Raw genomic sequence first — 25,082 nt, forward strand, 5'->3', positions numbered from 1 at the left:
CTAATGGCATCTCCTTTAGGCACTCATCCAGTTGGGAGGCGTGTTGCGGTCCCAGTAAATGCTCCCAAGCTCATGATGTGATTGAAATCCATCTTCTGCTGTATGATAATGAAAATTAAACCAGTAGCCGTCATGCGGCGGATGGTCTCTTCGCACATGGAATCTGAGAAGATCTTCTCCAGTTGTCCGATTGTAAACGTTGAAAATTTTTTCCGTTTTGCCCGCTGAAGGCATGCTTGAGATCACAACATCTTGGTACGCCTCATCATCTTGCAATGTCGCTAAATATTCACTAATCACATTTTCGATTTTTGGCAGGATCTCTTTCCGATAGTCATCCTCAATGACCGGAGCGATTCTGCTGCCGAATTTTAAAAAGGACTGATCCTCAGCGCTGTCAAGGAGCTGTTCCTTGTACGATTGAAAAAGCAGTTCAGGATTTTGCCTGTCATCCGACTCATCATCGTACAGGTCATGCTCATCATAAAAAGCGGTGTAATCATTCTGCTCAAGACTGCTCGGCTGTCCGGAAGGCTTGTCCGCCATAAGGGCAGCCGGAGGAGATACGAGCCCGAACGTTACAATGGTAAATAAAACCACAAGGGTCTTTCTCATCCACAATTTCATGACTGCTTATTCCTCTCTATTTTATTGTCATGTTTCTCTTATTTTAGCACATCCAAAACATGCAAGTCATGTACTATATGAAACTGATATGCAAATTAGGAGATTCGTTGCTATGCACTTTGTGTAAAAACGCTTACAATATTCAATGAAAGGAGGCTTTCCGCATGATTGACGCTCTGTTTGCCACAGTTTCACTCTTAACATTATTATACTTTGTCGTCATGGAGGTCACCGATTAACAGAAAGCCCGTGATATGAATCACGGGCTTGTTTGAATGACGCCATAATGGAACAGTGCTGTTTTTCTTTTCATGACGTTAAAACCAAACTGTTCAAACCGCGGACTTTTCCAGTGGTCTTTTAGCACAACGCTTTTTCTGGCGACTCGTACCGCTTCATTGATACATCCTTCGTGTAAAACTGAATCCTCTGCCAAATCACGTAAAGGCGCGATGCCGTCAGAGGTCTCTACAGGTTCATGAAACATTGGATCGAAATAAACCACATCAACAGAGTTGTCAGGAAGCTGTTTGATGTATTCTAAGCAATCACCATTCTTCACCTGGATTCTTCTCATCGCAGTTTGAAGCTCTTCTATACCCGTTTCCCATGAATGCAGCCCCATCCTCACTAAAACAGACACAAGATGGTTTTTTTCAATCCCAACAACAGAACCCGTTTCGCCTACTGCCATACTTGCGATAATGGCATCTGACCCCAGCCCGAGTGTGCAATCTAAAAACGTATCCCCTTCAGATAAGCCGGCAGCCCGAAGCATAGGCTCTTGCTCTCCCTGTAAGAAGCGTTTGGCTCTAAACATCGCTGTATTCGGATGAAAAAAGAATTTGGCACCTTGTTTCGTATACAGCTCAAACCGCTCTTTGCCGACCACAAGCAAATCACGTTCAGCTGACCTCAGCAGGTGTTCAACCGTTTGTTTATTCCGGCCGCAGTATGGCATATTTAGCTCTTTAGAAAGCTGCTTTGCGGTTTTTATGGTGTGTTCAGACGGTCTATAGCTTGTTGTTATCATCTTCTGTACTCCCAAAAAGAAAATGCCCGGAAAACGGGCATTTAGCAGTGCGCATCGAAGGCAGCAGTCAGATTTTTCATGATTTCTTCCATATCGTGTCCTTCAATTTCATGACGCGGAATAAAATGTACGACTTCTTTGCCTTTCAAAAGAGCCATTGATGGTGAAGAAGGCTCCTGGCCAGTAAAATACTCACGCATTTTCGCAGTAGCTTCTTTATCTTGGCCCGCAAAAACAGTCACCGTATTGTCAGGTGTTTTGTCATTCTGGAGGACTGCCTGTGTAGCCGCAGGACGCGCAAGGCCTGCCGCGCAGCCGCATACAGAGTTAACGACTACAAGAGTTGTGCCCTCTGCCTTTTCCATAAAGTTTTCTACTTCTTCTGCTGTTGTTAACTCTTCAAAACCTGCTCCAGTCAGCTCGCGGCGCATCGGTACGACAAGCTGGCGCATGTATTCTTCATAAGCCATTGACATAAAAAAAGCCCCCTCTAGTATCCTTCATCTGAAGTAAAGGATACTATAGAGAGGGCCGGATTTCAAATGTTCACGCCTTAAAATATAGAAGTAAGTGTCCCCAGCTGTCTAGATTTTCATAATACCGCCGGTGTTGGCACTTGTCACAAGTTTAGAATAACGTGCCAGGTAGCCGGTTTTCACTTTCGGTTCAAAACCTTTCCAGTTCGCTTTTCGTTTTTCCCACTCTTCTTCTGGCACTTGTACATCCAAGATACGTTTTTCAATATCAACGATAATATGGTCTCCGTTTTCAACAAAGGCAAGTGGCCCGCCCTCAGCGGCCTCAGGTGATACGTGGCCGATTGAGAGGCCACGGGAGGCTCCGGAAAAACGTCCGTCCGTAATCAATGCCACTTTTGGTCCGAGTCCCATTCCAACGATTTGGGATGTTGGCGCCAGCATTTCCGGCATGCCAGGTCCGCCTTTTGGCCCTTCGTATCTGATGATGACAACGTCGCCTTCTTTTACTTTTCGGTTGATAATGCCGTCAAGCGCCTCGTCCTGAGAATCGAATACGACAGCCGGCCCTTCGTGTCTTGTAATCCCATTCTGTACGCCGCCTGTTTTAATGATAGCGCCGTCCGGAGCTAGATTACCGAATAAAACAGCAAGGCCTCCCTTTTCAGTGAATGGTTGATCCAGCGGGTGAATGACGTCATAATCCTTTACTTCATGTCCGGCAATGGTTTCTCCAAGAGTTTTTCCTGTAACAGTCAGCGCGTCTAAATGAAGCGCTCCTTCTTTCTTGGAAAGCTCATTCAGAGCCGCTGACACGCCGCCCGCTTCATGAAGATCTTCAATAAACACATCCGATGCAGGCGCCAGCTTGGCCAAGTGCGGCACGCGCTCAGCGACTTCGTTAATGCGTTCTAAAGAGTATTCAACGCCGGCTTCGTTTGCAAGGGCAAGGGTATGAAGAACGGTATTTGTAGAACCTCCGAGCGCCATATCGAGTGCAAACGCGTTATCAATCGCTTTTACTGTAACGATATCACGCGGTTTGATATCTTTGCGAATCGTTTCCATTAATTGCGCAGCCGATTTTCTCACAAACTCTTTGCGTTCCGGAGATGTCGCCAGAATGGTTCCATTACCCGGCAAGGCAAGACCAAGTGCTTCTGACAGACAGTTCATTGAGTTCGCCGTAAACATGCCTGAGCAAGACCCACACGTTGGGCATCCGAACTGCTCTAGTTCTTGAAGCTCGTTTTCGTTGATTTTCCCTGCTTGGTAGGCGCCTACCCCTTCGAATACTGAGGAAAGGGAGATTTTTCGCCCGTCACTTGTTCTTCCTGCCGCCATCGGTCCGCCGCTGACAAAAATCGTCGGAATGTTGATGCGCATTGCCGCCATAAGCATTCCCGGTGTGATTTTGTCGCAGTTCGGAATACAGACCATTCCGTCAAACCAGTGTGCGGATACAACCGTTTCCACAGAGTCTGCGATAATTTCACGGCTTGGCAGCGAATATCTCATACCGATATGCCCCATTGCGATGCCATCATCTACCCCAATGGTATTAAATTCAAACGGCACGCCCCCTGCTTCTCTGATTGCTTCTTTTACGATTTTCCCAAACTCCTGCAAGTGAACATGACCGGGAACGATATCAATGTATGAATTACACACCGCAATAAACGGCTTGCCGAAATCCTCTTCTTTTACCCCTGCTGCACGAAGCAAACTGCGGTGCGGAGCTCTATCGATTCCTTGCGTGATCATATTACTGCGTAATTCTGCCATGGTGATCCTCCTAAATTCTTTCAATTATTTGATTGGATTTTATTTTGACAATTTTCAGTTTATTTATGGGCTATTTTTGCAAATAAGATAAATACAGGCCGCCCTCACCTTGTTTTGTTCTTTCGTGTTTTTATATTTATATAGCTTTCTTTCGATTTGAACCCTCCAACTATTAATATTGTTACTTACTATAAATAGTTTTCGGATATTTTTCAACAATATTCGAAATAATTTTTATAAAAAGCGAATTCACATAAAAAAGGTGCATGATCTGCACCTTTTTTATCTCTATTCGCCTTTTTTTCTGCTTTCCGTCATTTGTTTCCAAACAGAACCTTTTGCTTCTTCTCCATGCTCAATACGTTCAAGCGCCATTTTGACTTGAAGGCTGACCTCAAATTCGGGGTCATCTTCGGCAGCGCGCAAAGCATCAATTGCACTTTCATCGCCGACTTCGTACAGGAACATGGCCGCACGCCAGCGAACAAGCTTGCTGGAGTCGCTTAACGACTTGATCATAGCAGGAATGGCTTGAGGATCGCCGATATCAGACAGGCAGTCTCCGGCCGTTCTTCTGACTGATACAGCTTTGTCCTCAAGTGCTTTATACAATAGAGGAAGAACATCAGGTGTTTCAATCATTCCTAAGTACACAACAGCCTGTCTTCTGATGGACACCTTTGGATCATCCAATGCCTTCTGTAAAACCGGGATATCCTCTTCTTTCGGATCCATCTGTTCCAAGTGTGCATAACGCTTTTTCCAGTCCTCATCATCCAGCATGTCAAGCGTTACTTTATACGCTTTGCGCTGTACAGCTTGTTTTGCTTCGCCCTTTCCTTGAGCGGCTGCTTCAGTCAGTCGTTTCAGCCGTTCATCACTGTATGCCGCCTGAAGTTCTTCTGTCACGTCATGGCCGATTTCATCAAAGTCACCGAATCTGACACCTTGTTCTTTCCAAGCCCGCTCAAACACAACATTGGAAGCTTCAGATCTAAGTTTTAAGATCGCCTGCTGAAAGCGTTCAGGTAAGCCGAAGCGTTCTTCCCGCTCTCCATCGGTTAATTTAACTTGCATAGGAATGCCGCTGAACATCTGCACAAAAACTTTTACCTCTCCAAAAGATTCTTGATCAGAACGATTTTCTTCTCCGCTTTCAGCACTTTCCATCCCAAATGCAGTGCGGACTTGCGGTAAAATGTCTTTCCAGTCGTATCTTGCATTCCGTTCAACAGCAAGAAAATCTGCGACGTGATATACCCCTTTAACTCCATCTATTTTAAGGATTTCCGCTATAACAGGCGGTGCGCCTTCTGCTTGCTCAGGTTTATAGTTATTGCTTTTGCCCGCCGGAAGCTCTTCCGTTAAGATGACTTTCATTGTATTCGGGCTTGGTGTAGGTTCAATTGATTTTATCTTCATGATCGTCCTCCTATAGCATATCTGTGACTTATTCTATCATAGTCGCTCCAAGCCTTCTATTACGACGTTTTGGCATCAATCCCGGGTATGTCTTTTTCTAATTGGCGGACAAATTGAAGCATAAAATTGTGTCTTTCTTCTGCCAGTTCCCGTGCAGTGTCTGTATTCATCATATCTTTCAGCCGCAGCAGCTTATGAAAAAAATGAGCGTAGGCGCTTTGATCATCTCCATAAAGGCCATGCCCGTTTGCGCCCGCAAACATGAAAACTCTCGCAATGCCGACAGCACCAATCGCATCAAGTCTGTCAGCATCCTGTACGGCTTTTCCCTCAATTGAGAGCGGCTCCTTCGCCAGCTTTTCCCTGTCTCGAAAGGACATCCTTGTTATAATATGAATCACCCTGTCAGCATTCTCTTTTCCTACTCCGAAAAAAACGAGCTGATCATATACTTCGCTCACAGAAAGCCTGACCGTGTCAGGCAGCTTCACATCAATTAAATCATGAACCAAAGCCGCCGTTTCAACAATGAACAAATCCGCTTTTTCCTTTTCTCCAATATACGCTGCAATATCTGCTACTCTTGATACATGATGCCAATCATGTCCAGAGCTTTCGTCAGTCATGATAGATTGAACCCATGCCCTGATTTGCTCTGCCTGCTTCAATTCCTTCACAAAAACACCCTCTTTTTATTGCTCTAATAGCTTCACGATATCGTCTTCCAGCTCTTTCGGATTTGTATTTGGTGAATAACGACCAACGATTTCTCCATTTCTATCCACTATAAATTTCGTGAAATTCCACTTGATCGCCTTAGTTCCCAGCATCCCTTTCGCATGTTTTGTCAAATACACAAACAGCGGGTGGGCGTTTTTCCCGTTTACATCCACTTTTGAAAACATAGGAAATGTAACACCGTAATTTGTTTCACAAAATTCCTGTATGTCAGCCTCTTCACCAGGCTCTTGGTTCATGAATTGATTGCAGGGGAACCCTAAGATCTCCAGCCCCTCCTGCTGATATGTATCATATAATTCCTGCAGCTGCTTTAATTGGGGAGTAAAACCGCACTTACTTGCTGTATTCACGATCATCAGTACCTTTCCCGCGAAAGGCTGAAGTGTCATGTCTTTCCCTGTGATTGTACGTACCTTCATATGATAAATAGACATGTAAGTCCCTCCTATGTCCCTGGTGCTGATTATTTTACCTTTTTTAAATCGCAATTTAAAATGTAAACATCAATTAAGAACTCATAAGAAGCCTAACGATATGAACGTCCGTTCATTATCAATTCATAACGCTCGTTTTTTATCTTATCATTCTATAAAACATTACAATTCCCTCTGACATCTTTGAAAATCATTTTACTGTGAAACCAAAAGGCGTGTCAGTGCGTTTTATTTAAAGAGTTTTCTGTTGTTTCCCCCTCAACACGTATAGATAGATTGAAAATTGGCGTGAAAATTCCTATAATGAAGAAAATTAAACGGGGAAATAATGGAGGTGGCACGTTGCCTATTAATATACCAACACACCTGCCGGCAAAACAGGTGCTTGAAAGTGAACATATATTTGTAATGGATGAAAGCAGAGCATTTCATCAGGATATCCGGCCGCAAAAAATTATTATATTAAATTTGATGCCGAAAAAAATCCAAACAGAGACTCAGCTTCTCAGATTGCTTGGAAATTCGCCTTTACAGGTTCATTTCACATTTTTAATCCCAAGCACACACACGCCGAAAAATACTGCGAGAGAACACCTTGACGAATTTTACACGACTTTTTCCAATATCCGTCACAAGAGGTTTGACGGCATGATTATCACCGGTGCGCCGATCGAGCATTTGGCGTTTGAAGAGGTTTCATATTGGGAAGAGCTCAAGGAAATCATGGAGTGGAGCAAAACAAATGTCACTTCAACCTTGCATATTTGCTGGGGTGCTCAAGCAGGTTTGTATTACCATTACGGTGTGGAAAAAATTCAAATGCCGAAAAAAATCTTCGGTGTGTTCGAACATACCGTTCTTTCAAAACACGAAAGATTGGTAAGAGGTTTTGACGAGCTATACTACGTGCCGCATTCCCGGCATACAGATATAAATATGGAACAGCTTCAAGCAGTGCCCGAGTTAAACATTCTTACCGCATCAAAGGAAGCCGGGGTTTGCTTAATTGTGTCTAAAGACGAAAAACAAGTCTTTTTGACAGGGCACCCTGAATATGATACAAATACGCTTCTTCAAGAGTATGAAAGAGATTTGGAACGAAACCTTTCTACTGTCGAGGCACCTAAACATTATTTTGCAAAAGGCAGCAACGAGCCAGTGAATCGCTGGAAAGCGCATGCCACATTATTGTTTATGAATTGGCTGAATTATTACGTTTACCAGGAAACTCCTTATGAATGGGACTAATTTTTCTTTTTTTAGTGATACGCTGAGCAAAAAATATGATAAAATACATCTGATTCAGTCTGCGTATAACAAAAATTTAAAATACTGGAATCCAAATCATTTAAAATTAGCTTAACTTTTTCACTGCATTAATAATTCGATTATGTATTTGTGTTATGTTTATGTATAGACAATAACTCCTTACGATGCATGAAGCTTGCTTGTTGTTGATTACATTGAGGTGAATTTACTTGAATACCAATAAAAGAGTATTAATTTTGACTGCAAATTACGGAAATGGACATGTGCAGGTAGCCAAAACACTATATGAACAATGTGTACGGCTCGGCTTTCAGCATGTAACAGTTTCTAATTTGTACCAAGAGTCAAATCCGATTGTTTCAGAGGTAACTCAATACCTTTATTTAAAAAGCTTCTCAATCGGGAAACAGTTTTATCGTTTGTTTTATTACGGAGTTGACAAAATCTATAATAAACGTAAATTCAATATTTACTTTAAAATGGGTAATAAAAGATTGGGCGAACTTGTCGATGAACATCAGCCCGATATTATTATTAATACATTTCCGATGATCGTCGTGCCTGAATACAGACGCCGAACTGGAAGAGTCATTCCTACCTTCAACGTTATGACTGATTTTTGTCTTCATAAAATTTGGGTTCACGAAAACGTGGATAAATATTATGTGGCGACAGATTACGTGAAGGAAAAACTGCTGGAGATCGGCACTCATCCAAGCAACGTAAAAATCACAGGAATTCCAATCAGGCCGCAATTTGAAGAATCCATGCCGGTTGGCCCGATATATAAAAAGTACAATCTTTCACCAAACAAAAAAGTGCTTCTGATCATGGCAGGTGCTCACGGTGTATTAAAGAACGTAAAAGAGCTGTGCGAAAACCTTGTCAAAGATGACCAAGTGCAAGTGGTTGTCGTGTGCGGGAAAAATACGGCTTTAAAAGAATCTTTGAGTGCGCTTGAGGCGGAAAATGGTGACAAATTAAAAGTTCTGGGCTATGTGGAGCGCATTGATGAGCTATTCCGAATCACAGATTGCATGATTACCAAGCCCGGCGGCATTACTTTGACAGAAGCCACAGCCATTGGAGTGCCTGTCATTCTGTACAAACCCGTGCCTGGACAGGAAAAAGAAAATGCAAACTTCTTTGAAGACCGCGGAGCTGCCATCGTTGTGAACCGTCATGAAGAGATTCTCGAGTCAGTCACTTCCCTTCTTGCAGATGAAGATACCTTGCATCGCATGAAGAAAAACATTAAGGACCTTCATTTAGCAAACTCCTCTGAAGTGATTTTAGAGGATATCCTGAAGGAATCAGAAATGATGACTACCAAACAAAAAGCCAAAGTGCTATCGTAATGGCGTACTTGAGAGCATACGAAAATCGTGTGCTCTTTTTATTTATATTCAGCCATTAATAAAAGCGGTTACATTTTTTTATGAAACTTGCCCTTCTTTTGAAAAATAAGCCGTTTCGAAACTTGACGGGTGCTCCCAGATGGTGTATAGTTGAACCATCATTTAACAATGGAATCAAAGTTAGATGATGACAAAATTTTTTTTAGCACATGGGTGCTACAGTACTAGGAGGAATTAAGCAATATGCAAAACGGTAAAGTAAAATGGTTCAACAACGAAAAAGGATTCGGCTTCATTGAAGTTGAAGGCGGAGACGATGTATTTGTTCACTTCACAGCTATCGAAGGAGATGGATACAAATCATTAGAAGAAGGACAAGAAGTTTCTTTTGAAATTGTCGAAGGTAATCGTGGACCTCAAGCTTCTAATGTTGTAAAACTCTAAACTCAATACATGATGATGAGATGACAAATAGAGGAGAGGCATTCGCCTCTCCTATTTGATTTTCATCTGGATTTCAATCGCCAAAATGTTTTGTTTACACCTCTGTTCAATCTCTTCAACATACTTTTCCATTGATGGTTTTCCTTTTTTCGCGATATCCGCCAGTTCTTCTAAATCACTGTATATTTCTATAAATGTTTTGTGAAGGATCAACTTCAAGTCTTTATCATCCATAGCTGCGTTCCCCTTCTCTATCAAGATACCTCAAATAGTAAAACGGTCCTATTTATTCTGGTTCAATAGTTATATCGGCTTATTTTTATTTTCTTTTCTATTTTGGTACATAAATTTCAAAAAAACTCTGCAAAATAATGGCGGAGGTGTTTTTTGTGACTTCAGAATTTCATAATGAGGATCAGACTGGCTTTACGGATAAGCGGCAGCTGGAACTAGCGGTGGAAACAGCGCAGAAAACAACAGGAGCCGCGACGAGAGGCCAAAGCAAAACATTAGTCGACTCTGCATACCAAGCCATTGAGGATGCTAGAGAACTGTCACAATCTGAAGAGCTGGCAGCTCTCGATGATCCTGAATTTGTAAAGCAGCAACAGCAGCTGCTAGATGACAGCGAGCATCAGCTGGATGAATTCAAAGAATAAAAACCGCAGCTTCTGCGGTTTTTATTTTTAGTGATTGGTTAAGACATCTCCGTATTGTTTCAGCTTTTCACCAACCGTACATTTATTGATACAAAATGAATGCGCATAAGTTTTGCCAAATTCTTTGCGAAACTGCTTCTTAATAAAACAGTCCTTGCAATATTCATCGTGCAGTTCTGTCAGTTCTTTAAAGATCATTTTCTTATCCAATATCGTCATCTCCGTTACGGTCTAATTTCGTGTGGCTTTCTACGAATTGATGGGATAGAATTTTTTTAGCGAGGCCGTCAGCTTCCTGATTGTCTTTTCGTTGTATTATTTCGTAGGTTGGAGTAAGCTTCAGCGATTCAAGGAGTGCTTCTATTTTGTCCAGCCATTCATTATGAGATGGATCATAACAAGGCCAGCTGCCGTCAAGCTGATTCAGCACAACAAGCGAGTCCCCTTTGATTGTAATTGAATTTCTGCTTGCCCCAAGCTCTCTTACTTCTCTTATTGCTTCATAAAGCGCTGCGTATTCAGCTTCATTATTGGTTTTCAGCCGGAAGCTTTTATTTTTTCTCAAGCGATGCCGGGTTCCTCCCAGTGAATAATAGATGACGATCCCGAGACCGGCCAGTTCGCTCTCCTTATCGAAACTGCCGTCAAAATAAACAGTAATGTCATCAGGCTCTTGAGCAAGCTCCTCTGTCAGCTTTTCCAATTCCTTCAGCATCCAGCTGCCGCCTTTCTCGTCTTCGAACTCTAGCTCTTTCATGTATGGAAAACGTCCAAGTTCTCTGGCGAGCATACGTGCCTGCTGTGCTGTCAGCCAGTCTTCGCTAAAAAATGAGACGGATCCTGTTCCTTTTGCTTCTATTTTCAAATGCGGTCTGAGCTTCATTACAATCACCTTACCATTCATTAGTTGTCGGGCTTATGCTATAATCAAACCAATCTTACCCCGGAAAGGAAGCTTTTTCATCTTGTTTAATAATTCGTTTTGGATCTTTTTTGCGATCATTCATTTTATCATTGTTCTTTTATTTTATAAAGGATTTGGCAAAATGGGGCTGTTTGTTTGGATCGGTTTTGCGACAGTCTGCGCCAACCTCCAAGTCGTCAAAACAGTCGAACTGTTTGGCTTAACAGCGACACTCGGGAATGTGATGTATGGCACAATCTTTTTTGCGACAGATGTGCTGAATGAAAAATACGGACCAGCTGAAGCCAGAAAAGCGGTATGGCTCGGATTCTCAACGCTCCTGACGCTGACATTTGTCATGCAGGGCGTGCTGCTTTTCGAACCGGCTTCCAGCGACATATCACAAACAGCGCTGGAAACGATCTTCGGATTCCTTCCGCGAGTTGCGTTAGGAAGTCTGCTTGCCTTTATCTTCAGCCAAACGCTGGATGTTTATGTATATTCGGCAATTAGAAGGATATTTCCTTCTGATCGGCTTTTATGGCTCAGAAACGGCGGCAGTACAGCAGTCAGCCAGCTGTTTGATACATTCATATTCACTTCAGTCGCCTTTCTCGGCATTTATCCGGCAGGCGTGTGGCTTCATATTTTTATTTCTACATATTTGATTAAGTTTGCGGTATCTTTGATTTCATTGCCTTATGCTTATGCAGCCAAAAAAATGATACCTAAAGATGAAAGGAGTTCATAATGCCTACAGAAATATACGTAGACGGCGCAAGCGCCGGTAATCCCGGGCCTTCCGGTATCGGCATTTTTATCAAACATGAGGGAATAGCAGAATCCTTCTCTATTCCAATCGGAGTGCATACAAATCAGGAAGCGGAATTTCTTGCATTAATTGAAGGGATGAAGCTATGTGCAACGCGCGGGTATCAATCGGTTTCCTTTCGAACCGATTCAGATATTGTGGAACGCGCCACTGAGCTTGAAATGGTTAAAAATAAAACGTTTCAACCGTTCGTAGAAGAAATCACCCGATTAAAAGCGGCATTCCCTCTTTTTTTCATCAAATGGATACCGGGCAAGCAAAACCAAAAAGCCGATCTTCTGGCAAAAGAAGCGATTCGGCTGAATGAAAAGAATTAAATCTTGATCATTGGTTCATCCTAATGGCGAGGTGAACTAACATGAAAAAGAAAGATAAAGGCCGGCTGACCGGCGGTGTTACTCCGCAAGGCGACCTGGAAGGCAATACACATAATGACCCTAAAACAGAGCTTGAGGAGAGAGCAAAAAAAAGCAATACAAAACGCTAGAGAAGATCTAAACGATCTCTCTAGCGTTCAGCTTTTCAAGCATACGCTCAATTCCTTTGATTTGGTGGCGGCGAAGCATGTCAGCCGCCTGCTCCATTTGCAAAGTAAATAAAGCGTCTTTCAGTGTGCAGGCCAGCGGCACTGAGCAATGAATTTCCGCAAGCTTCCTCGACATCTCCAAATCGCTTAAACCTTGCTGAATTTTTCCCTGCTGTCCTTTTGGAAGAAGAGAAAGATTTTCCAATAAACGGTCAATCGTTTCGTATTCACGAATCAGTTTGTAGGCTGTTTTTTCTCCAATCCCTTTGACTCCGGGATAGTTATCACTGGAATCTCCCATAAGCGCTTTAATATCAATCAAAGCCTTCGGCATTACGCCTGTTTCTTCATAAAAAGTCTCTTTTGTATAGACTTTATAATTTCCGATTCCTTTTTGAAGCAAAGCAACGCTTACTTTATCCGTTAACAGCTGAAGTAAATCTCTGTCCCCTGTTACGACCGTAATGTCCGCTTCATTCGCAAATAAATCGGCAAGAGTACCGATACAGTCATCCGCTTCATAGCCAGCAAAGCCAATATTCATGATTCCAAGCTCTGCGGCTGCTTCCTTTGCCAAATCAAACTGCGGAATCAGCTCCACAGGCGGCGCGCTGCGGTTGGCCTTATAATCTTGGAACAAGTCATTTCGGTACGTTTTGCTCCCCATGTCCCAGCAGCAGACGACGTGTGTCGGCTGGAATGTTTCCACAGCTGTAATCAAATGCTTTAAAAAGCCGTTGACGCCGTTCGTCGGCACCCCGCTGTCATTTATCATAAAGTTGCGATGTACGGCCGTGGCAAAAAAGGCCCGGAATAAAAGAGCCATGCCGTCAACCAGCAATAGTTTATTATTATTCATCAAATAACTCCCTTTTCTTTCATTCCTTCTATTTTATCATAAAGCAGCCCAAAAATAAAAAACAGTATCTCTTTAATTAGAGATACTGTTTGGATATTTATCAATCGTTGTGTCTTTTGTTGCTGGCGATCAGCTTTTCAGCTTCGCGTCCTGCGTAAGAGTCAAAATGGGTTTGAAATCCGTTTTTCTTTTTGGCATTGTTATTCGCCTGTGCATTTCTGTTTCCGAGCTTTGTTCTGCCCAACATGAATCCCCCCTTACGTCGGATGCATATAGTATATGCTTCCGGCAGGAGGTTCACTCGCGACAGGATCATCCAGCTTACATGCGGCTTACGTATTCTCTGACCATTTCTTTTGATACAAGCCGTCTTGTCGGGACGATGCCTTTTTTAGCGAGCTGATTCATTTGCTCGGTAATTTCATTAATTGCATCTGTAGTATAAGGCTCATCGTTTCTGCATTTAGCAACAGCTTCTTCAATCGCCAATTCACGCATATTTTCAAGACGCATAAATGCTTTGATATGCTCGTGCTGTTTTGATGAATGTGCTGAAATTGCTTTATGTACCTCTGACATTAATCGTTCATCTCGCTTTTTTCTATTTAGTCTATCATGACTTGAAATACAAGCCAACTGAATTTTACATTTTTATTGTATTGTCTGAATTTTTCCAGGAGATGCACGCCTGATACGCCATTTCAATCTCTTTCGCATGTTCCCCTTCCGCATATCCTCTTAAATATGTCTCTTTTTGATCCGTTATTTGCGCGATTGCTTTTTCACCCATATCTTCCTGTAAGCGTCTGAGGTGAGCAGTGTAATGAGATATCAGGCTTTCTTCTTCATTTTTTATCCATGCCTCTGTGATTTTCGTAAGTTTCATCCGTACAGCTTCGATAAAGGCCGCTTTTCCTTTCTGCTCAAAAAACTGCTTCGGTGATTTGATCTCTTTTAGTTCCTGCTCAAAAGCACGTTCTTCTATTTCCGGTTCAACTTCCTTCAACTGTATGCCGTTCGAATGCTGATCACCCGCATAAACGGAAAAATAACCGTCCTCGTTTAATGTTTTTTGAAAATGATCCAGCCATTCTTCATTGATATGCCGTTCGATGAAACCGCTCATGCGAACATCAAGCGTTTTGATTTCCTGAATATATTCAAATTGATATTCATGTAAGGCTGTTGTCATCGCTTTACTGACGTTCTTTTTCCAATCCCCGTTTTGCAGCCCGGGATGAAATGCCGATTTTAATAAATCATTTGCAAAATATGATAATCGCTGTGCAATGTGATATAGCTGCTCTCTTGTATCTTTTTTTACTTTTTCAATGATGGTTTTTGAGTTCCGCCGTTTCTCGATATCGGCCACTGTCCACTCAAATGACAGCATAAGGCGCTGTTTCTGCGCTTCCTTCTCTTCTCGGGACTGATGCTGGGATTGGTGAAGCTGAAAAACAGTTTCGCATAGTTTGTCTGCCTCCGAACTGAGCTGCGCTGCTGACGCTTTTTTTACATCCAATTCGATAAACCGGTCTAAGTGTTTTCTTACTTTCGAGAACTGATTGTAAAATGACTCCGGTTTTCCCACCAGTTCCTCCTTACTTGATACGGTAAAGAGCTGCGGCTCATAAACCCCTTCTTTTACAAGCTCTGCGCTGACATAATCGGTCACTGTTTCGAGCTCTGTTTTATCTTTTGCAAGGTCTGCAGCATTAATAATAAAAAACATTTTATCCATGCTGAGCGATTCTTTCACAAGTCCAAGCTTTCGCAAAAATGAACGGTCTCCTTTTGAAAAAGAGTGCTGATAATAAGTCATATAAAAAAATGCATCAGCATCTTTGATATATTGGAATGCCAGTTCTGTATGCCGTTTATTCATGCTGCTCGCGCCGGGTGTATCAACGATCGTAATCCCTTTTTCAGTTAGCGGGCATGTATAGTAGACCGTTACCTCTTTCACAGCACAGGCCGTTGTTTCCTCTGCTACATACGGCTTTAATTCAGAGAGCGGAATCGTTAATTTCTTCTGTTCCTGTATATACTGCTGATACTTCTCGTATGCAAGCAGGAAATTGCTGATCAATTTCACGTGTTCTTCCTGCAGCCTGTTTTTTTTGACTGCCTTTTCCCACTTCTCTGTTAAGGAACGGCCTGCCGGTTCCTTTGGTATTCCGGTGAGCTGCAAAATTTCAGCCGTTATGTCATCCTCTGTCTTAAACACTACATCCGCTGTTTTGTTTAAGTTGCCATTGATTGGCTTTGTGATCTTGTTAATTGTCGCTGTGGTTGGCGTTGGTGAGGATGGCAGCACTCTTTCGCCGACAAGCGCATTGGCAAATGATGATTTCCCCGAGCTAAAGCCTCCAAAAAGAGCGAGTGTAAATTTCCGTTCCTCAAGCCTTTTCACCCTTTCACGAAACGCTGAAGTTTGCTTTAACAACATGCTGTATTCGCCTAAAAGGTCAGACAAAGTGTAAAAGCGTTTGATTTGGTCTTGAAGCGGCATTTCTTGTTCCATTTTGATTTCTGATTTCGGCATCGGCTGCGCCGTCAGCTGGCTTCGGCCTTGTTTCTGCTCTGGAGCCGCCACTCTTGTTTTCTTCGATTTAAACCATTCTGTGTCTATATGCATTGGGCATGCGGACTCTTCTTCCCAAATGGCCCACAGGCGATCGGTTTTCTCTCGGGCATTATTCTCTAAACGCGCCTGTTCTTGAAGAAAGACAAGTTTTTCTGATTCTTGGACGAGCCGGTCGTTAATTGTTTGCACATCTTTGGAAACACGCTCTTTCACCATAGCGGAGAGCACCTTTATGATGTCTGCGGCTTCTCTTTTCGCCTCTTTCCGGATGAGCTCTGCCAAGTCTTTTGTATATTGCAATACATATTCAGAGGAAAAGGCTGCACCATGCTTGACCGCGCGTTCAATGATGCTTATATCAAGCGGTGTGCGATAGGCCTGAATCAGCTTTTCACTTTCAGCGGTATAGACATCAAATACCTTGGCGAGTTTATGAAGCGTGTCTATCATATGCCAATCCGCTTCGGCCTCTGTTCGTTTTGCCACATCAGAGAAAAAAGCATTCCGCCTTTTATCTCTTTCCTGTGCAGTTTTCGCTTTAGAAAAGAAAATGCCGGTTTTAAAAGAAGGCTCTTTTGATTCTAAAAATGCAGCTGCCAATTCACGCATTTCAAAAGGCGTCAGGTTTGCGTTTTTTAAAATACGATTGATTTCTTCCTGCATCCTCTTCTCTGCCTCAGTCGTTTGTTTTTCGGCCTCATTCAATTGATCACGCAGCGATTGGACCAGTCCAATTTGGATATTAAGCTGTTCAGCGAAACTCGGAGCGCCTGTTTCGTCTTTCTTCAGCATTTCCGTATGTTCCTTTAGCAGATTACGGACTTTTTGTTCCGTTAAAGCCTGCATATTGCTTTTTGATTGCTGTTCTATTCTTCTTAACTCTTCTCTCAGGGCCCCCATCTGATTAAACGGGTGATCCGGTTCTGTTACTGATGTAAAATAGAGCGCTTCCCTTGAAATCCCTTCATTGCAAAGCATCTCCTCTACCTGCGCTTGATAGTCTCCAAATTTCGTCTCCGTCTCATCATGGCGGTCAATTTGATTGACGATAAAATACACATTCGGAATGCTTTCTTTTATTGATCTGAGAAACTTTACATTTTCCTCAGAGTGCACGTGATTATAGTGAACGACGTAAAACAGCGCATCCGCTTGGTGAAGAATAGAAGCAGCCGATAGAAAATGAGCATCATCTGTTGAATCTATCCCTGGAGTATCAATATACGCAACCCCGGAATCGATCTCAGTATACCTGTCAAAAATTTCGACGCTTTCAATCTGTTCCCCGTCTTTACAATATTGCTGCACCTTGTCTTTCTGGTAAGCCCCTTCCAGCTCAGCACACGCTCCGTCTGTTGTATGAAGCCGAACTCGCTTTTCCCCGTTTCTGATCACAACAAGGTTAGCGCTTGTCGGAATCGGGCTTGTCGGCAAAATATTCTCCATTAACAGGCAGTTCAGCAGTGACGATTTTCCCGCTGAATAATGCCCGGTAAACGCGATATAAACCTCTTCATCAGCCGCTTTTTTCATGACCGCAGCCAGTTTAGCAGCCCTTTGTTCATCTTGATTCTCAATAAATTGCTTATAAAGTTCCCCAGTTTTATGCAAAAGCTCTTTTCTGTTTTGATCTGTCATAAGTCTGAACCCCTTTGTGCCGTTTCAATTGTGAACCTTTTTCGAAAGATCTGAATTCATTCCCTTTACATTTTACACAAGAATAAACCAAATTTCTTTAGGAGAATAGAAAAAAGCCGCCATTACGGCAGCTTCTATAAAAGAAAATCTGCAACTTTTACAAGTTCCAGATTCATCAAACAGATTTATTAGAGATTCCTTTTAATACAAAACCAATTAATACACTATATGTACAAACCGCTCCAAGCAAAAACAGCATTGTCATTTGCTTCACCATCCTGATTGAGAATCTTTTTCAAATTCATTTTAACATGGTTGAGAATGATTTTCAATCGCTATTTTACGCTGTATTCCTGTAATGCTTTGTCTTCTGCGCGAATTCTGACGCTTAACAACACGGCATTGAAAATGGAAAACAGACACATGGTGACGTATGCTTGATAAAGCAGCGGAATCAGCAAAATTTCAAGTATAACAACGGCATAGTTTGGATGTTTCATCCATTTATATGGACCTTTTTTTACAAGCTCTACACCTGGAACAACAAGGATTTTCGTATTCCAATGTGCCCCTAAGGAACAAAGCGCCCAATACCGTACGATCTGTACGCTTAAAATCACTGCAGCGATACCGAGCCACCAGTTGGACGGCTGTTTATTCATCAGCAGCACCTCGGCAATTAAGGACAGGAAAAAAAGGATATGCATCGTAATGATATACGGATAGTGGCTCTCGCCAAATTCAATTGCTCCTTGCTTCTTTACCTTTTGTTCGTTTTGCCTGGCCACTGCCATTTCTGCTGCTCTTTGAACAATGAGAATGGCGATCAACAACCAAAACATGAGTCAGGCCCCCTTTTCCCAGCTGAATAATAGCAACTCTGATGAAAAACCTGGCCCTAATGCGCCAATCAGTCCTCGTTCATCTTCCTTTTTATGTCCGTTCTGCAGATGGTCTTTGATCACATACAAGATTGTGGCTGAAGACATATTTCCGTGCTTTTGCAAAATGCTTTGCGCAGATGAAAGCTTTTCTGACGACAGCCCGAGACTTTTGATGTATGCATCGATCACTTTTTTTCCGCCTGGATGCGCCAAAAAAACACTGATATCATGGAATGACAGCTTATGTTTGTCCAAAAAAATCTGTACATTTGTTTTGAGCCATTTTTCCACCAAGGTCGGAATATCTCGTGAGAAAATGACTTTGAATCCTTGATCGGTAAAGTCCCAGCCCATGACATCTTCTGATTGTTTCATCAAAACAGATTGGGCGTCCATTATCTTCGGTGCAAGCTTCAGCTTTGACATCCTGCGGTCCGCCTTCTCTCCGCATAATAAAGCTGCGGCAATGCCGTCACCAAAAAGCGAGGTGCCGATCAGATTGCTTTTTGTTTTATCTTCCGGCTGGAATGTCAGGCTGCACAGCTCGGCAGCAATGACAAGCACAAAAGCCTCAGGATACGCTTTGCAGTATTCGGCTGCACGCGCAAGTCCGCTGGCTCCTCCTGCACAGCCAAGCCCCCAAATCGGAATCCGCTTCGTATATGGAGAAAACGGAAGTTCATTCATAAGCCGCGCCTCGATACTCGGTGTGGAAAGGCCTGTACTGGAGACGAAAAAAACAGCTTCCACTTTCTCATAAGGAATGGCTTCTTGAAAAAATTCCGGATGAGAGAGGCACTCACGAACAGCCGCTCTGCTGTGTTTAAGTGTTTCTTCTATGTATATTTGATTTTTTTCTTCAAAGCTGTGCCCCTCTTTATACCATTCAATCGGCTTAACAAACTGTCTCGAATGGATTTGCCCGTTTTTAAAGGAGGATAACAGCCGGTCAATATCCTTAAAAGAATGCTGAAACATATAGCGGGCGAACTCGGCCGCTTTCTCTTGGTTTACATTATACGCAGGAAGACTTGTTCCAATGGATAAAATAAACGCCATGCGATCACCTCTTTGCATACATTGTGCCGCAACAATCTTTTTTATATGCAAAAAAACTCCGCCGCGGCGGAGTTAGACTGCTGTTTTTTGTTCAGCGAGGTCAGCTTCTTGTTCTATTTTTTTAGCTTTAGAAAAAACGTTATATACAATATTTAAGACGACTGCAGTAAAGCTGCCCGCCACAATGCCATTCGTTGTAAGCAGCGTTAAGGCACTCGGAAGCTGTTTGAAAATATCCGGCACAACGGTCACACCGAGCCCCAATCCCACTGAGCAGGCAACAATCAGCAGATTTTCCTGTTTCGCAAAATCAATGCGGCTGAGCATTTTAATCCCGTAAGCGATCACCATTCCAAACATCGCCACCATTGCACCGCCCAAAACAGCGGATGGAATAATGGTCGTGAAAGCAGCGATCTTTGGAAACAGCCCAAATGCCATTAGGATCACACCTGTGACCACAATGACGGCATTTTTTTTGATCCCTGTGAGCTGAACAAGCCCGACATTTTGAGAGAATGCCGTGTAAGGAAAAGCGTTAAAAATACCGCCCAGAAGCACAGCCAGTCCTTCAGCTCGATAGCCTTTAGACAAATCTTCCTCTGTCAAACGGCGGTTTGTCAGGTCACCTAAAGCAAAGTAAACACCAGTTGACTCCACAAGGCTGACAATTGCAACGATGGACATCGTAATGATAGGCGCTGCGTGAAAAGACGGCGCTCCGAAGTAAAATGGCTGAATCATTTGAACAACTGCCGCGTCCGAAACATTATCAAATTGAACTTTTCCCATAAAATATGCGATGAAGGTGCCAATCAAAATACCGATCAAAATCGAGACGGACTTGATAAAGCCTTTTGTAAAACGGTATAGAAGCACAATGATACTCAACACGGTAAAAGCAAGAGCAAGATTGGAGAGATCTCCGAAATCTGCACTTCCTTCTCCGCCGGCCATGTTATTCATGGCAACCGGCATCAGTGTAATACCGATAATCGTAACAACAGAGCCTGTCACGACCGGCGGAAAAAACGATACGAGCTTTCCAAAGAAAAATGAAATAAGAATGACAAGAATGCCTGAAGCGATAATGCTGCCGTAAACAGTTGAAACCCCATATTCAGATCCAATCGCTATCATCGGCGATACAGCTGTAAAGGTACAGCCAAGCACTACCGGAAGCCCGATCCCAAAAAATCGGTTGCTCCACACTTGCAGAAGTGTAGCCACACCGCACATAAAAATATCAATTGATACTAAATAAGTCAGCTGCTCGACGGTCAGTCCCATTGCTTTTCCGACAATCAGAGGAACAACAATGGCGCCGGCATACATGGCAAGAACATGCTGAATCCCTAAAGACAGCGTTTTGCCGAATCCATTTCTCATGAATGAACCTCCTGTACGAAGGACACTTTTCCTTCTTCTAAAGACTGAATTCTTGCCAAAGATTCCACTCGGTAGCCCAGTTTTACAAGTTCATCTCTTCCCGGCTGAAATGACTTTTCAATAACAATGCCGATTCCCGCAATAGAAGCTCCCGCTTGCTTCACAATCGACACAAGCCCGTGCGCTGCCTGTCCATTTGCCAAAAAATCATCGATAATCAGCACATGATCCTGATCCGACAGGTGGGTCCCAGACACTGCGATTTGGCTTTCTGTTTGCTTCGTAAAGGAATAAACAGACGCTGTCAGCAAGTTGTCGGTGAGTGTTAACGATTTATGCTTTCTCGCGAAGACAACTGGCACACCCAGCTTCAAGCCCGTCATTACAGCGGGAGCGATACCTGATGATTCGATTGTCACAATTTTGGTAATACCGTCTTTTGCAAACCTGGACGCAAATTCATCACCAATTCTCTGCATAAGCAGCGGATCAATTTGGTGATTCAAAAAAGAATCCACTTTCAATACCTGATCAGATAATACGACGCCTTCTTCCTCTATTTTCCGTTTCAGTGCTTCCATCCTGTCTACCTCCGTTATGAGAATAAAAAAAGCATTGCCCGCTCAAATAAAGAGCAAGCAATGCTGATATCACAAAAAACCGTACACGTGCGGTTCCATTGCTCACCCATAGTCGGACATTTACGGTGCCCGGTAGAAACTTGCGTGCCATATCCACGCGATTATATGAGTGTTCCTATTATATTGTAATAAATTATATCAAGATTCTAATCTCTTGCATAGGCTGAAAATAAAAATTCCCGAACTTTAATTTTGTTTTTTTAGATATCATTCGTATTTCAAGGGGATTCGATATAAAAGAGCCTGACGACGCGCCGCCAGGCTTTTGATTATGACAGATAGAGATTTGAATATTTGTTTGATAAATAATCAATTAAATAGCGAACATTCAGCTCTTCTCCTGTTGCATCTTTAATAATGTCTAACGGCTTTTTCCGTTTTCCGTGAATGTGCACCTTTTCCGTCAGCCATTGCTTTATCGGATGGAACTCTCCTCTTTCCAAGAGAGCGTCAAATTCAGGGAGATCCTCAAGCATTTTTTGTTTCAGCTGAGCCGCATACATGTAGCCGAGCGCATAGGATGGGAAGTAGCCGAAATCTCCACCTGCCCAATGGACGTCCTGTAAAATCCCCTCTGCGTCGGTCTGCGGTGTAATCCCTAAATAATCTTGGTATTTTTGATTCCAAAGCGACGGCAGATCTTCCACAGACACTTCATTGCTAAAAATCGCTTTTTCAATTTCATAACGGATGATGATATGAAGAGGATACGTCAATTCATCCGCTTCGACCCTGATAAATGAAGGTTTTGATTCATTGATTGCCCGGACAAAATCATCCAGGGAGATGTCCTTGAACTGTTCAGGTGATGCTTCTTGAATCTTCTGATAGTACGGTGTCCAAAAATGCTTGTTGCGGCCGATAAAATTCTCGTAAAATAATGATTGCGATTCATGAATTCCCATTGATGCGCCGTCTGACAAATTCGTGCCACTGAGTGCTTCATCAATATTTTGCTCGTATATCGCGTGCCCGCACTCATGAATGGTGCCAAAGATCGCCGTCCGGAAATCTTTTTCATCATATCTCGTCGTGACCCGAACGTCTCCCCGATTCAGCGTAGTTGCAAACGGATGAACGGTTTCATCAAGTCTTCCGCCATCAAAATCGTAGCCAAGCTCCTGTAAAAAATACAGACTGAGCTCTTTTTGCTTTTCTTTCGGGAACGCTTTTGTAAGAAAGCTTGTATCTGGTTTATTTCCGGAAGCTGTCACCTGTTTAACAAGAGGGATAATCGCTTCCTTCAGCTCAGTAAACAGCTGATCAAGCACCTTTACCGTGACGCCGGGCTCAAACAAATCAAGCAATGCATCATAAGGATGCTCTTGATATCCCCAATACGTAATAAAACGTTTATTGAATTCAATCAGCTGTTCTAAATAAGGAGAAAACAAGCTGAAATCAGATTTTCCTTTCGCTTCCTCCCACGCTGTTTCTGCCTTTGAACACAGAATCACGTATTCTTTGTATTCAGCCTCAGGGATTTTCTTATTCTCTTCATACTCTTTTTTCGCCAGTTCCACTGCTTTTTTCGTATCTTCCGACAAGTCATCAAATCGTTCATACAGGACATCGATAAGCTCCTTCATTCGATCTGATGTTTGGATATTGAATATATCTGTTGAAAGCTGGCCGATGCTTTCGGCACGATCCTCTGAGCCGTTTTTCGGCGCTCCTGTTCTGGAGTCCCAGTGCATTAACGCAACTGCTTCGCTGTAATGTGAGATTCTTTTTAAAAGATCAAAAAATTCTTTTTCATATGTATGTATCTCCATATCCATTCCCTCCCTATTCTAGCCGTTCCATTACAGGCTAATGGAAGGGGGTATGAAAGTCAAATTGTTTGTATAAAAGGCTGCCGGTATGTTTTGCGGCAGCCTTTTTATTCAGTTGATCGTCATTTGATTTTTTGGTGGAGGTGTTCTCCGCTTTTTCTGCTTGATTTTTTTATCCACCCACACTGTTGCCAGCGGGGTTAAGAGCGAGGTGACAATAACGCTTGTCGCGATAATTGCAGTTGCCGACTCAGCAACTGGCGCAAATGAGGCATTCGCTTCCGCTAATGCGTATGGCACGGCTACAGCCGCCCCTGCCGTAGAAGAAGCGGCCACACCCGCGACACCGTCTCCCCGCGCGACAAAACGATCAAGTAAAAACAAGGAACTGCCCGATAAAATGACGACAGAAACTCCGATAAAAATGCCGAGCAGCCCTGATTGGATCAGCATTCCAAAATTCAAGGTATTGCCGAGCGAAAAGGCGAAAAATGGAATGATCGCCGGCACAACCTTGCTGAATAAGTCTCTGAGATCGTGATCCAGATTTCCAAGTATACATCCAAGTAAAAACGGGATGACTGTCGCTGCCAGCGTTTCCCATGGGAATGCGGCAAGTCCCGTCACACCAAACGTCACCATGGTCATAAAAGGACCAGATTCTGTACTGATAAAGGCGAAAGCGCCCGCATCCTCTTTTCTTCCCATGTGATTCATGAGCGCCAAATACAGTCCGCCGTTCGTTTCATTCATTACCGCGACAATTGCTAAAACAGAAAGACCTGCAAAAAAGCCGGATTGTATGCCATCGTCTGGTATAAATTGCGCTGCGATCACGCCGAGCAGCGCCGCAAATCCGATCTTTCCCAATAATAACGTGATTCCTTTTCTTGCGATATAGCCTGAAGAACGAAAATCAATCGTTGCTCCTACGCAAAAGATAAAAACACCCAGTATCGGCAGCGTTCCGGTAATCAAAGCACCCGTAAACCCTCCAAAGAACTCCGCTGTTCCAGGCGCAAACGTGTTGAGCGCCGCTCCAAGAAATAGCGGAATAATCATCATTCCGCCAGGTACCCGTTCAATTGTCGCCTTGATTTTCATATTATGGATTCTCCCATCCTCCGGTTATGAAAAAACAATTCCGCTTACACTTGGAAAACAGCCTGCAAATCCTCTTTTGAACAGCTGCCCAGCTGGCTGCCGACTCCGACGGCGCCAGCTCCGGCTCTAAGCCAATCCGGCACTTCAGACGGATGTATCCCGCCTGTCGGAATAAAGGTCACCTGCGGGAAAGGACCCGCTAAATTTTTCATAAACGGGATGCCAAACACACCGCTTGGGAACAGCTTTAATGTCGTAAAACCGAATGTCAGCGCTTCCATAATTTCGCTCGGAGTCAAGACGCCGGGGATATAATGTGTCTTTACAAAAGATAGATGTTCAGCAAGATCAGCTGAAAAACCCGGACTGACAATAAACTGCGCGCCAGCCTCAGCAGCTTCCCCAGCTTGCTGCGCGGTGATGACCGTGCCCGCGCCAATTAAAATATCTTCCCTATTACGGAAGGATTCGATAATATCTGATGCCCCGGGGGTCGTATACGTCACTTCAACTGCACGAATCCCTTTATCTAATAAACTCTCAATCTGCTGACAGGCCTCCTGCTTATCCTTTGAACGAATGACTGCAATCAGCTTTGCTTCTTTCAGACGGTTTTCAACTACTTTGGACTCCATA

The 25,082-nt window shown here is 43.2% G+C and carries 29 protein-coding genes, 1 pseudogene and 1 riboswitch; of the genes and pseudogenes, 8 read left to right on the forward strand and 22 right to left on the reverse strand.

All coding sequences use genetic code 11. The features are described 5' to 3' along the window. Positions 1 to 15: 15 nt before the first annotated feature. The 7 genes from ACZ07B_RS01875 to ACZ07B_RS01905 all read right to left on the reverse strand — a co-directional run bounded on the left by ACZ07B_RS01875 (position 16) and on the right by ACZ07B_RS01905 (position 6,518). Positions 16 to 627: a YpjP family protein gene (locus ACZ07B_RS01875; protein WP_080529448.1), complete on the reverse strand. Its 612-nt coding sequence runs from the start codon at positions 625 to 627 to the stop codon at positions 16 to 18. 259 nt (positions 628 to 886) lie between these two features. Further along, complete coding sequence (locus ACZ07B_RS01880; protein ID WP_024572098.1) at positions 887 to 1,660, reverse strand: class I SAM-dependent methyltransferase; 774 nt, start codon at positions 1,658 to 1,660, stop codon at positions 887 to 889. A 41-nt stretch (positions 1,661 to 1,701) separates the two neighbouring features. Beyond that, positions 1,702 to 2,136, reverse strand: coding sequence for a bacilliredoxin BrxA (brxA, locus tag ACZ07B_RS01885; RefSeq protein WP_003230794.1), 435 nt, complete (start codon positions 2,134 to 2,136; stop codon positions 1,702 to 1,704). A 108-nt stretch (positions 2,137 to 2,244) separates the two neighbouring features. Then, positions 2,245 to 3,921, reverse strand: coding sequence for a dihydroxy-acid dehydratase (gene ilvD / locus ACZ07B_RS01890; RefSeq protein ID WP_009967560.1), 1,677 nt, complete (start codon positions 3,919 to 3,921; stop codon positions 2,245 to 2,247). Between the two features lie 288 nt (positions 3,922 to 4,209). Further along, the gene (locus ACZ07B_RS01895; protein WP_217003126.1) at positions 4,210 to 5,343 is read right to left on the reverse strand and encodes a conserved virulence factor C family protein; all 1,134 of its coding nucleotides are present in this window, start codon (positions 5,341 to 5,343) and stop codon (positions 4,210 to 4,212) included. A gap of 59 nt (positions 5,344 to 5,402) precedes the next feature. Further along, positions 5,403 to 6,020, reverse strand: a complete 618-nt coding sequence (hdhQ, locus tag ACZ07B_RS01900) for an Mn(2+)-dependent (deoxy)ribonucleoside pyrophosphohydrolase (RefSeq protein WP_217019553.1) — start codon at positions 6,018 to 6,020, stop codon at positions 5,403 to 5,405. A gap of 15 nt (positions 6,021 to 6,035) precedes the next feature. Beyond that, positions 6,036 to 6,518: a glutathione peroxidase gene (locus ACZ07B_RS01905; protein ID WP_464876849.1), complete on the reverse strand. Its 483-nt coding sequence runs from the start codon at positions 6,516 to 6,518 to the stop codon at positions 6,036 to 6,038. Between the two features lie 342 nt (positions 6,519 to 6,860). Here ACZ07B_RS01905 and metA point away from each other — a divergent pair, with 342 nt between their 5' ends. From metA to cspD, 4 genes and pseudogenes are all read left to right on the forward strand, one after another. After that, positions 6,861 to 7,766 carry a homoserine O-acetyltransferase MetA gene (gene metA / locus ACZ07B_RS01910; RefSeq protein ID WP_004398721.1) on the forward strand — a complete coding sequence of 302 codons (906 nt, stop codon included), beginning with the start codon at positions 6,861 to 6,863 and terminating at the stop codon, positions 7,764 to 7,766. A 230-nt stretch (positions 7,767 to 7,996) separates the two neighbouring features. Beyond that, positions 7,997 to 9,145, forward strand: a complete 1,149-nt coding sequence (locus ACZ07B_RS01915) for a diglucosyl diacylglycerol synthase (RefSeq protein ID WP_033884727.1) — start codon at positions 7,997 to 7,999, stop codon at positions 9,143 to 9,145. Between the two features lie 80 nt (positions 9,146 to 9,225). Then, positions 9,226 to 9,373: pseudogene (locus tag ACZ07B_RS01920) on the forward strand (hypothetical protein). 15 nt (positions 9,374 to 9,388) lie between these two features. After that, positions 9,389 to 9,589 (forward strand): cold-shock protein CspD, encoded by a 201-nt coding sequence (cspD, locus tag ACZ07B_RS01925; RefSeq protein WP_003230776.1) that lies wholly within the window; start codon positions 9,389 to 9,391, stop codon positions 9,587 to 9,589. 51 nt (positions 9,590 to 9,640) lie between these two features. Here the strand turns inward: cspD and degR are convergent, their stop codons facing one another. Beyond that, positions 9,641 to 9,823, reverse strand: coding sequence for a transcriptional regulator DegR (degR, locus tag ACZ07B_RS01930; RefSeq protein WP_003230774.1), 183 nt, complete (start codon positions 9,821 to 9,823; stop codon positions 9,641 to 9,643). A 155-nt stretch (positions 9,824 to 9,978) separates the two neighbouring features. On the opposite strand from degR, the gene ACZ07B_RS01935 reads away from it, so the two are divergent. Next, a complete protein-coding gene (locus tag ACZ07B_RS01935; protein WP_004398863.1) occupies positions 9,979 to 10,248 on the forward strand; it encodes a DUF2564 family protein in 270 nt (89 codons plus the stop codon). A gap of 27 nt (positions 10,249 to 10,275) precedes the next feature. Here the strand turns inward: ACZ07B_RS01935 and ACZ07B_RS01940 are convergent, their stop codons facing one another. Together ACZ07B_RS01940 and ACZ07B_RS01945 are read right to left on the reverse strand one after the other, a co-directional pair. After that, positions 10,276 to 10,458, reverse strand: coding sequence for a zinc-finger domain-containing protein (locus ACZ07B_RS01940; RefSeq protein ID WP_004399003.1), 183 nt, complete (start codon positions 10,456 to 10,458; stop codon positions 10,276 to 10,278). After that, positions 10,451 to 11,131: a ribonuclease H family protein gene (locus ACZ07B_RS01945; RefSeq protein WP_217003123.1), complete on the reverse strand. Its 681-nt coding sequence runs from the start codon at positions 11,129 to 11,131 to the stop codon at positions 10,451 to 10,453. The genes ACZ07B_RS01940 and ACZ07B_RS01945 overlap by 8 nt, the downstream gene beginning before the upstream one ends. A gap of 82 nt (positions 11,132 to 11,213) precedes the next feature. Here ACZ07B_RS01945 and ACZ07B_RS01950 point away from each other — a divergent pair, with 82 nt between their 5' ends. Genes ACZ07B_RS01950 through sspL form a run of 3 tightly spaced genes read left to right on the forward strand, consistent with a single transcriptional unit; the run spans position 11,214 to position 12,471 of the window. Continuing rightward, positions 11,214 to 11,903, forward strand: a complete 690-nt coding sequence (locus ACZ07B_RS01950; RefSeq protein ID WP_014480082.1) for a queuosine precursor transporter — start codon at positions 11,214 to 11,216, stop codon at positions 11,901 to 11,903. Further along, positions 11,903 to 12,301: a reverse transcriptase-like protein gene (locus tag ACZ07B_RS01955; protein WP_014480083.1), complete on the forward strand. Its 399-nt coding sequence runs from the start codon at positions 11,903 to 11,905 to the stop codon at positions 12,299 to 12,301. The genes ACZ07B_RS01950 and ACZ07B_RS01955 overlap by 1 nt, the downstream gene beginning before the upstream one ends. 41 nt (positions 12,302 to 12,342) lie before the next feature. Next, positions 12,343 to 12,471: a small, acid-soluble spore protein L gene (gene sspL / locus ACZ07B_RS01960; RefSeq protein ID WP_003218255.1), complete on the forward strand. Its 129-nt coding sequence runs from the start codon at positions 12,343 to 12,345 to the stop codon at positions 12,469 to 12,471. A 7-nt stretch (positions 12,472 to 12,478) separates the two neighbouring features. On the opposite strand, the gene exnP is transcribed toward sspL, so the two are convergent. The 12 genes from exnP to eda form a co-directional block, all read right to left on the reverse strand. Continuing rightward, complete coding sequence (gene exnP / locus ACZ07B_RS01965) at positions 12,479 to 13,369, reverse strand: 5'-3' exonuclease ExnP (protein ID WP_003230763.1); 891 nt, start codon at positions 13,367 to 13,369, stop codon at positions 12,479 to 12,481. 100 nt (positions 13,370 to 13,469) lie between these two features. Further along, positions 13,470 to 13,616 carry a hypothetical protein gene (locus ACZ07B_RS01970; RefSeq protein WP_003230761.1) on the reverse strand — a complete coding sequence of 49 codons (147 nt, stop codon included), beginning with the start codon at positions 13,614 to 13,616 and terminating at the stop codon, positions 13,470 to 13,472. 74 nt (positions 13,617 to 13,690) lie between these two features. Further along, positions 13,691 to 13,948 carry a YpbS family protein gene (locus tag ACZ07B_RS01975; RefSeq protein ID WP_003230757.1) on the reverse strand — a complete coding sequence of 86 codons (258 nt, stop codon included), beginning with the start codon at positions 13,946 to 13,948 and terminating at the stop codon, positions 13,691 to 13,693. A 64-nt stretch (positions 13,949 to 14,012) separates the two neighbouring features. Further along, complete coding sequence (dynA, locus tag ACZ07B_RS01980) at positions 14,013 to 17,594, reverse strand: dynamin GTPase (protein WP_464876850.1); 3,582 nt, start codon at positions 17,592 to 17,594, stop codon at positions 14,013 to 14,015. 175 nt (positions 17,595 to 17,769) lie between these two features. Continuing rightward, positions 17,770 to 17,859 (reverse strand): Fur-regulated basic protein FbpC, encoded by a 90-nt coding sequence (fbpC, locus tag ACZ07B_RS01985; RefSeq protein ID WP_100069434.1) that lies wholly within the window; start codon positions 17,857 to 17,859, stop codon positions 17,770 to 17,772. Positions 17,860 to 17,929: 70 nt separating this feature from the next. Further along, positions 17,930 to 18,436 (reverse strand): alkylpyrone methyltransferase, encoded by a 507-nt coding sequence (gene bpsB / locus ACZ07B_RS01990; RefSeq protein ID WP_464876851.1) that lies wholly within the window; start codon positions 18,434 to 18,436, stop codon positions 17,930 to 17,932. A 3-nt stretch (positions 18,437 to 18,439) separates the two neighbouring features. Beyond that, positions 18,440 to 19,537 (reverse strand): type III polyketide synthase BpsA, encoded by a 1,098-nt coding sequence (gene bpsA / locus ACZ07B_RS01995; RefSeq protein ID WP_250622038.1) that lies wholly within the window; start codon positions 19,535 to 19,537, stop codon positions 18,440 to 18,442. Between the two features lie 72 nt (positions 19,538 to 19,609). Beyond that, the gene (gene pbuX / locus ACZ07B_RS02000) at positions 19,610 to 20,926 is read right to left on the reverse strand and encodes a xanthine permease PbuX (RefSeq protein WP_134157106.1); all 1,317 of its coding nucleotides are present in this window, start codon (positions 20,924 to 20,926) and stop codon (positions 19,610 to 19,612) included. Next, on the reverse strand, positions 20,923 to 21,507 hold the full coding sequence (gene xpt, locus ACZ07B_RS02005; RefSeq protein ID WP_003230744.1) for a xanthine phosphoribosyltransferase: 585 nt from the start codon (positions 21,505 to 21,507) through the stop codon (positions 20,923 to 20,925). Before xpt ends, pbuX begins: the two co-directional genes overlap by 4 nt. A gap of 89 nt (positions 21,508 to 21,596) precedes the next feature. Continuing rightward, a riboswitch (purine riboswitch) is annotated at positions 21,597 to 21,696 on the reverse strand. A 140-nt stretch (positions 21,697 to 21,836) separates the two neighbouring features. Then, on the reverse strand, positions 21,837 to 23,342 hold the full coding sequence (ypwA, locus tag ACZ07B_RS02010) for a carboxypeptidase (RefSeq protein ID WP_017696980.1): 1,506 nt from the start codon (positions 23,340 to 23,342) through the stop codon (positions 21,837 to 21,839). A 111-nt stretch (positions 23,343 to 23,453) separates the two neighbouring features. Further along, positions 23,454 to 24,446: a 2-keto-3-deoxygluconate transporter gene (kdgT, locus tag ACZ07B_RS02015; RefSeq protein WP_029945980.1), complete on the reverse strand. Its 993-nt coding sequence runs from the start codon at positions 24,444 to 24,446 to the stop codon at positions 23,454 to 23,456. Positions 24,447 to 24,490: 44 nt separating this feature from the next. Further along, complete coding sequence (eda, locus tag ACZ07B_RS02020; RefSeq protein WP_015383933.1) at positions 24,491 to 25,081, reverse strand: bifunctional 4-hydroxy-2-oxoglutarate aldolase/2-dehydro-3-deoxy-phosphogluconate aldolase; 591 nt, start codon at positions 25,079 to 25,081, stop codon at positions 24,491 to 24,493. Position 25,082: the final 1 nt, after the last annotated feature.

The organism is Bacillus sp. 9.4, from assembly GCF_055486415.1.